Genomic DNA, 8,302 nt, shown 5'->3' on the forward strand with positions numbered 1-8,302 from the left:
TCTGGGGCAAAGCCCCAGATATAAAAACAAAAATATAAATTTATTTTTGACAAAATATAGTTGTTTAGGTATATTATATGAAAAAAATAAAAGTAGCATCAGAAATAGGAGTTACACTCTATATGATAGGATGTAAGTATAAACCTCTTATATTAAATTATCTTATAGAAAATAAAACAAAAAGATTTAATGAAATGCTTCGTTATATGAAGCCTATATCTCAAAGGACTTTAACTAATCAGCTTAGAGAATTGGAGGAAGACGGACTTATCAATAGAAAAGTATATGCTGAAGTTCCTCCAAGAGTAGAATATTCTATAACCAAAAAAGGCAAATCATTATCAAAAATATTAGAAGCTATGTGCGAATGGGGGGAGAAAAATATTGATGAAAGATTTGAAATTACTAATCCTCAATGCTTATAATTCAAAAATATTTTTCAAAAAGAATCCTATTCCGTCTTCTTCATTTGAAAGGGTTGTATAATTAGCTTTTTGTTTAACCATTTCTTCAGAATTAGCCATAGCAACCCCAATGCCGGCATATTCTATCATTTCAATGTCATTAAAATTGTCTCCGAAAGCTGCTGCATTGTCTAAACTAATTCCTTTATTTTCACAAATCCATTTTAAAGAATTTCCTTTGCTTGAATCTTTTGAAATTACTTCTAAAAAGTTAGCCCCGGAATAACAAGTATGTACATCAAAGTTAGAGTCTATTTCTTCTTTAAAGTTTTCTAAAATATTTCTTTCTCCTAAAATAAGTATTTTATCAAATTCATAATCAACAATATTTTCAAGACCTATAGTAAAATTTCTTCCTTTTTCTCTTTGTACATAAGATTTAATAGGAAAATCATCATTTGATATTATGTATTTGCCGTTTTCGTATATATGAATACAAACATTGTATTTTTTACTTAATTCTATTATTTGTTTTGATGAATCTTTTTCAACAGTTCTTCTATATATAATTTCTCCATTTTCATCAACTATAGAAGCACCATTAAATATTATAGCATTATTTTTATTATTAAGTATTTCATTATACTTTTTTATGCCTTCATAAGGTCTTCCGCTTGATAATATTAATTGAACATTGTAATCATTAATAAGTGTTTTTAATATTTCTTGATTGAATTTTGAAATTTCTTTATTGTTATTTAGTAAAGTTCCGTCCAAATCAGCAGCTATTAATTTAATAGTATCCTTTGAAATATTCATTTATATATCCTAAAATATAAAATTATAGAAATAATTTAATTTTTATAATTCAAAAATATCTTTTAAAAACTTTCCTACTCCGTCATCTTCATTTGAAAGAGTTGTGTAATTAGCTTTTTGTTTAACTATTTCTTCGGCATTAGCCATAGCAACACCAATACCTGCATACTCAATCATTTCAATATCATTAAAATTATCACCAAAAGCTATAATATTATTAGGGCTTATTCCTTTATTATGACAAATCCATTCTAGCGATTTTCCTTTATTTCCAATTTTAGATGTTATTTCTAAAGATAAATCTCCAGAAAAAGAAGAATGAACATCAGTATTTTCTGATATTTCTTTATAAAGTTCATTTAAAATATCTCTTTTACCCAAGATGAGCATTTTATCAAACCTGTAAGTTTCAATATGTTCAAGACCTATAATAGGGGCAATAGTCTGTTCTTTTTGCACATAAGATTTTATAGGAAAATCCTCTTTTGATACAATATATTTTCCATTATCATAAACATGAACGCATACATCATATTTTTCTGATAGTTTTATTATAGTTTTGGCATCATTTTCTTCTACAGTTTGTTTATATATAACATTACCATTATTATCAACTATAGAAGCACCATTAAAAATAATAGAATAATTATTATTTTCTAAAAGTTTATTATAGCTTTTTACTCCTTCATAAGGTCTTCCGCTTGATAATATTAATTGAACATTATAATCTTTAATAAGTGTTTTTAATATTTCTTGATTGAATTTTGAAATTTCTTTATTGTTATTTAGTAAAGTTCCGTCTAAGTCAGTAGCTATTAATTTAATAGTGTCTTTTGATATGTTCATTATATATCCTTTTATTTAAAAATAAAAACAAGTATACTTAAAAATATATAAGCATACTTGTTTATAATATAATATTTTTTATTTAAAATAGTTCACGCCATTTTCAAAAATATTATAAATATCTTTTGTTATAATGTTTTTGTATAAATTGTTTCCGTATCTTTCACTATGTCCCATTTTACCGAATACTTTTCCGTCTTCTGAAAGTATGCCTTCAATAGCATAAGTTGAACCATTAGGATTAAATCTAAATTCATTAGTAGGTTTTGATTCAAAGTTAACATATTGTGTAGCAACTTGTCCTTTTTTGATTAACTCTTTTACTGTAGCTTTATCGGCAAAGAATCTTCCCTCACCATGAGAAATAGGAACAACTAATTCGCTTCCTACTGGAATATTGTATAACCAAGGAGAATTATTTGATACCACCTTTGTTGTTACCATTTGTGAAACGTGTCTTCCTATTTTATTGAATGTAAGAGTAGGAGAGTTTTCTGTAATATTTCCTATTTTTCCATAAGGAAGAAGTCCTGATTTTATTAATGCTTGGAAACCATTACATATACCTAAAACAAGTCCGTCACGTTCTAATAATTTATGTATAGAATTTTTTATTTTTTCATTTGTAAGTATTGCAGAAATAAACTTTCCGGAACCGTCAGGCTCATCTGCCGCACTGAATCCTCCAGGTATCATAAATATTTGAGAATTATCTATTTTTTTAGACATTTCTTCAATTGATTCTTTTATGTATTCTGGTTTAATGTTTCTAAATACAAAAATATCAGTATTGGCACCAGCATCAGAGAATGCTTTTTGAGTATCATATTCGCAGTTAGTACCTAAGAATGCAGCTATTAATACATTAGGTTTAGCAGTTTTATTTTTACATATAAATGGTGCTTCTCTTTTGTATTCAGCTAATGGATAAGTTTCTATATCTTCATAAGTTTTATAAGGGAATACTGGAGATAATTTATCAAGCCATGATTTTTCTATTTCCTCTAAATCTACAGTTTCTCCGCATACTTTTATTTTGTATTCATTGATAGTTTTTCCTATAAGTACAGCATTTTTATAATTTAATTCTTCTTTAGTTTCCACTATAAATGAAGCAGGCATCAAATTAAAGAAATAAAGCTCATCTTTTATATCAACACCTATTCTGTTACCGAAAGACATTTTAGTTAAAGCTTCAGCAATACCTCCGAATTTAATTGTGTAAGCTGATAATATTTTTTTGTCTTTTATATTTTGATGTATAAAGTCAAAATTTTCTTTTATTTCAGCAACATTTGGCATGTAATTTTCTAACATATTATGTTTTATTAAGTAAACATAATTATTAGCTGATTTGAATTCAGGAGAAATTACATCATTGCTGTCAACAGTTGATACTGCAAATGATATTAAAGTTGAAGGAACTGATATATTATTGAAAGTACCGCTCATAGAGTCTTTACCGCCTATAGCTGGTATATCAAATTCAGTTTGTGCATATATTGTACCAAGCAATGCTGAATAAACTTTACCCCATTTTTTAGGATCTTGTCCTAATTTCTCGAAATATTCTTGGAATGATAATCTTATTTTTTTATAATCAACACCTATGGAAACAAGTTTTGACATTGATTCTATTACAGAATATATACCGCCATGGAACTCTGACCATTTCATTATAGAAGGATTGTATCCCCAGGTAATAGCAGAAGCTGTATTTATTTGTTTTGCATTATTATCGAATATAGGTATTTTTTGAATGCTTACATCGCTTGGAGTCATTTGATATTTTCCGCCGAAAGGCATTAATACAGTTGTAGCTCCTATTGATGAATCGAACATTTCAATAAGTCCTTTTTGAGAAACAATATTTAAATCTTCTATCATGTTAAACCAATGAGAAGTTAGAGAACATGCATTCTTTGTATTAAAAGGATTATTTTCAAAATCTATATTTTTAAGTACTGCATTAGTTTCCTGCTTAGCTCCGTTTGTATCTAAAAACTTACGGTTTATATCTACAATCTTTTTGCCTTTTAAATACATTACAAGTCTGTTAGTATCTGTTATAGTTGCAACTTTTGTAGCTTCAATATTTTCTTCATTGGCAAGTTTTATAAATTTATCTGCATCTTTACTTTCAACAACAACAGCCATTCTTTCTTGAGATTCTGATATTGCTAATTCAGTACCATTCAAGCCTAAATATTTAACTGGAAGTACATCAAGATTAATGTCAATTCCGTCAGATAATTCACCTATAGCAACAGAAACACCGCCTGCACCGAAGTCATTACATTTTTTTATTAATTTAGTAACCTCTTTATTTCTGAATAATCTTTGTATTTTTCTTTCTTCTGGGGCATTACCTTTTTGTACTTCAGCACCGCAAAGTCTTAAAGATGTATCAGTATGGCTTTTTGATGAACCTGTAGCACCGCCGCATCCGTCTCTTCCTGTTCTTCCTCCAAGCACTATAACTATATCGCCTGCTTTTGGTTTTTCTCTTCGGACATAACTTACAGGAACAGCACCTACAACAGCACCAACTTCAAGTCTTTTTGCCTTATATCCTTCATCATATATTTCATTAACCAAACAAGTTGTAAGTCCTATTTGGTTACCATAAGAAGAATATCCTGCTGCTGCAGTTGTAGTAATTTTCTTTTGAGGAAGTTTTCCAGCTAAAGTATCTGCTAGCTTTTCTAATGGATTAGCACTTCCTGTAACTCTTATTGCCTGATATACATAGCTTCTCCCAGAAAGCGGGTCTCTTATAGCTCCGCCCAAACAAGTAGAAGCTCCTCCGAAAGGTTCTATTTCTGTAGGGTGATTATGAGTTTCGTTTTTAAACATTAATAAATATTTTTCTGTTTTGTTTTTTCCGTTTTCATCAACAGCGTCAACATCTATATAAATAGAACATGCATTTATTTCATCTGAAATTTCTAAATCTTCAAGTTTTCCTTTTTTCTTTATGTATTTTGCTGATACTGTTGCCATATCCATTAAATTAACATCTCTTTTTATATCAACATTTTCTCCGTAAAGCTCTTTTCTCATATCATGATATTTATTAATGGCATTAAGTATAACTTCTGAAAAATTACTTTTATCATTTTCTAATTTTACATCATTAATTTTTGTCATGAATGTTGTATGGCGGCAATGGTCTGACCAATATGTATCAAGAACTTTTATTTCTGTCTCTGTTGGGGTTCTTTGTTCTTCATGTTTGAAATAGTCCTGTACAAACTCTATATCTTTATAAGTCATAGCCAAATCAAGTTTATCTCTGTATTGAGCTAATTCTTCACTATTAAATTTTATAAAATTTTCAACGTCTTTAATATCATCAGCTTTTTGTGACTGTTCAATTTCTAACTTGTTTAAATCCTTTTCTCTGCTTTCTACTGGGTTAATATAGAAGTTTTTTATTTTTTCTATAGTATCATTATCTATATCGCCTTCAAATACTACAACCTTTCCGCTTACAATAGAAACATTTTCTACATCATTATAAATTAATTTTAAACATTGTAATGCTGAATCTGCTCTTTGATCGAATTGTCCTGGTAAATATTCAACTGCAAAATATTTTAAATTTTCAAAATCCTTTTTTTCTACTATCTTATCTGTAGGAGGTTCAGAAAATATTACTTTGATAGAATTATTTAATTGGCTTTCTTCAATATTAAAAATATCATAAACATTGAGAAGTCTTACAGAACATTTTATTTTGAAATTCTCTTTTAATTGATTTTCTAATCTTTTGGCTTCCAAATTGAAACCTTCTTTTTTTTCGATAAAAATACGGTAATTCATTGATTATTCCTCATTTTAGAATAGAGTTTTTTATTATTAATGCATTATATATGTAATGATTATTATATCAATAGTTGATTTTATTTATAATTAATAAATATTTGTAATATGAAATTTATATATATTTATTAAAAATACTGTAAATAATAATGTTTTGATATTTTTTATTTATAGTTCATTATTTTTTATATTATTACTTATATAAGCAGATAATAAGTGTTTTTAATTTTTATATTAATGTTATAATATTAATATGAATTTTGATTATAAGGCTATTAAATGAAAATATCTCATATTGCCATTTGGGCTAAAGATTTAGAAAAAGTTAAGAATTTTTATATTAAATATTTTAACTGTAAATGCAATGATAAATATGTTAATGAAAAGAAGGGTTTTGAATCATATTTTCTTACATTTGATGATAACTGCAGACTCGAAATAATGAGCAGAAAAGATATAAAGGAAAGAAATACCAATGATGAAATATACGGATTTGCTCATATTGCTATATCTGTAGGAAGCAAAGAGAAAGTTGACAGCCTTACAGAAGAATTGGAAAAAGATGGATTTAAAATTGCATCATATCCTAGAACTACAGGAGACGGATATTATGAAAGTGTAGTTCTTGATATTGAAAATAATAAAATAGAAATAACAATTTAATTATTAAGGGGATTAAAATGAAAAAAGTATATTTCTTTATTTTTTGTTTATTTATAGGAATATTTATTAATTCATGCCATGATAAAATTACTCATAAAATAAAGGTTTATCATAATGGAAATATACTTACAATGAAAGGAGATAAACCTACTTATGCCAAGGCTATTGAAGTAAGGGATAATACTATTATGAAAGTAGCATATACTGATGAAGATGAAAAAAGCATTATAAATAATGTATATGCTGAAGTTGTAGATTTGCAAGGTAAAACTTTAATGCCTGGTTTTATAGATTCTCATAGCCATTTGGTAAGATTTGCCCAGTCACTTACAACAGTAGATTTAACAGGTTCTACTAATTTACTTGAAATAGCACAAAAGATTACAAATTATATAGAAGTAAATAAATTAAAGCCAGATGCTTGGGTAATAGGATTTGGATATGATAATAATTTACTTCCGGAGAAAAAGAATCCAAATAGAGATGATTTAGATAAAATTTCTACAACACACCCAATATTTATAACTCATGCCTCCGGACATGTTGGGGCAATGAATTCTAAAGCATTAGAAGAATTTGGAGTTGATGAGAATACTCCTGATATAGAAGGCGGAGTAATAGAAAGATATCCAAACAGCAGAAAGCCTACAGGATATATGGAAGAAACTGCCTTTTTACATTATGCCAATAGTATTAATTTTGAATTAACAGACGAAGATTTGATGAGATTTATCAATCAGGCAGAAGATGTTTATTTAGGATATGGTATTACAACAGCACAAGATGCTTTATTATCAACTGCCGAATTCCCTCTTGTTATTAATATGATAACTAATAATAGATTCAGAATGGATGTTATAGGATTTATAGATTTAAAAACCTCTGATTCTATAGTAGAAACAAATCAAGAAATGGTAGGAAAATACAGTAATAGATTTAAAATAGGCGGATACAAGATATTTTTAGATGGTTCTCCTCAGGCAAAAACTGCATGGCTAGAACAGCCTTATGTAAGCGGCCCAGCAAGATATAGAGGATATGGAATATATAGTAATGCAGATGTAGAAAAATATGTTGAAAAGGCTTTAGATGATGAATTACAGCTTCAGGCACATTGTAATGGAGATGCAGCAGCAGATCAGTATATAAATGCATTCAGTAATGTTATGCAAAAAAGAAATACTACAAATAATTATAGAGCGGTTTTGGTTCATAGCCAAATAGTAAGAGAAGAACAATATACTTCTATGTCTAATCTTAATATTATACCTTCTATATTTGTAGCACATGTTTATCATTGGGGAGATGTTCATATAGCTAATTTAGGAATGGAAAGAGCTTCTCAAATAAGTGCCTCAAAAACAGCATTAGACAATAAGTTAGCTTTTACATACCATCAGGATACGCCAGTAATAAAACCAGATATGATTGAAACTATTTGGTGTGCAGTAAATAGAGTAACTATGTCCGGTATTGTACTTGGTGAGAATCAGAAAGTTTCTCCTTATGAAGCATTAAAAGCTATTACTATAAATGCTGCATATCAAAATAAAGAAGAAGATATAAAAGGTACATTGGAAGAAGGAAAATTAGCTGATTTAGTTATACTTAGCGATAATCCTTTAACTTGCGAGCCTATGAGTATAAAAGATATAGAGGTTCTTGAGACTATTAAAGAAGGAAAAACTTTATATTTAAAGAATAATTCTTCTATTTAATTAAAATTAAATATTAATTTATATATG

At 27.9% G+C, this 8,302-nt stretch carries 6 protein-coding genes; 3 read left to right on the forward strand and 3 right to left on the reverse strand.

Translation table 11 applies throughout. The annotated features are described in order from the left end of the window. The first annotated feature begins 77 nt into the window (after positions 1 to 77). Entirely contained in the window at positions 78 to 425 is a 348-nt protein-coding gene (locus R4K56_RS14010; protein WP_335773066.1) for a winged helix-turn-helix transcriptional regulator, read from the forward strand. On the opposite strand, the gene R4K56_RS14015 is transcribed toward R4K56_RS14010, so the two are convergent. The 3 genes from R4K56_RS14015 to R4K56_RS14025 form a co-directional block, all read right to left on the reverse strand. After that, positions 420 to 1,223, reverse strand: coding sequence for a Cof-type HAD-IIB family hydrolase (locus tag R4K56_RS14015; RefSeq protein WP_335773063.1), 804 nt, complete (start codon positions 1,221 to 1,223; stop codon positions 420 to 422). The genes R4K56_RS14010 and R4K56_RS14015 overlap by 6 nt on opposite strands. 42 nt (positions 1,224 to 1,265) lie before the next feature. Continuing rightward, positions 1,266 to 2,069, reverse strand: a complete 804-nt coding sequence (locus R4K56_RS14020; protein WP_335770614.1) for a Cof-type HAD-IIB family hydrolase — start codon at positions 2,067 to 2,069, stop codon at positions 1,266 to 1,268. A gap of 78 nt (positions 2,070 to 2,147) precedes the next feature. Further along, complete coding sequence (locus R4K56_RS14025; RefSeq protein ID WP_335773064.1) at positions 2,148 to 5,894, reverse strand: phosphoribosylformylglycinamidine synthase; 3,747 nt, start codon at positions 5,892 to 5,894, stop codon at positions 2,148 to 2,150. Positions 5,895 to 6,173: 279 nt separating this feature from the next. Here R4K56_RS14025 and R4K56_RS14030 point away from each other — a divergent pair, with 279 nt between their 5' ends. Then, on the forward strand, positions 6,174 to 6,557 hold the full coding sequence (locus R4K56_RS14030) for a VOC family protein (protein ID WP_335770612.1): 384 nt from the start codon (positions 6,174 to 6,176) through the stop codon (positions 6,555 to 6,557). A 17-nt stretch (positions 6,558 to 6,574) separates the two neighbouring features. Beyond that, positions 6,575 to 8,275 (forward strand): amidohydrolase, encoded by a 1,701-nt coding sequence (locus R4K56_RS14035; RefSeq protein ID WP_335773065.1) that lies wholly within the window; start codon positions 6,575 to 6,577, stop codon positions 8,273 to 8,275. Positions 8,276 to 8,302 lie beyond the last annotated feature (27 nt).

Origin of the sequence: Brachyspira pulli (genome assembly GCF_036997785.1) — a bacterium.
GTDB classification, from domain to species: domain Bacteria; phylum Spirochaetota; class Brachyspiria; order Brachyspirales; family Brachyspiraceae; genus Brachyspira; species Brachyspira pulli.

Bases quoted from the DNA above. Each gene is read 5' to 3' on its own strand.
- R4K56_RS14010 (WP_335773066.1), top strand. From the start codon at position 78: ATGAAAAAAATAAAAGTAGCATCAGAAATAGGAGTTACACTCTATATG.
- R4K56_RS14015 (WP_335773063.1), bottom strand. From the start codon at position 1,223: ATGAATATTTCAAAGGATACTATTAAATTAATAGCTGCTGATTTGGAC.
- R4K56_RS14020 (WP_335770614.1), bottom strand. From the start codon at position 2,069: ATGAACATATCAAAAGACACTATTAAATTAATAGCTACTGACTTAGAC.
- R4K56_RS14025 (WP_335773064.1), bottom strand. From the start codon at position 5,894: ATGAATTACCGTATTTTTATCGAAAAAAAAGAAGGTTTCAATTTGGAA.
- R4K56_RS14030 (WP_335770612.1), top strand. From the start codon at position 6,174: ATGAAAATATCTCATATTGCCATTTGGGCTAAAGATTTAGAAAAAGTT.
- R4K56_RS14035 (WP_335773065.1), top strand. From the start codon at position 6,575: ATGAAAAAAGTATATTTCTTTATTTTTTGTTTATTTATAGGAATATTT.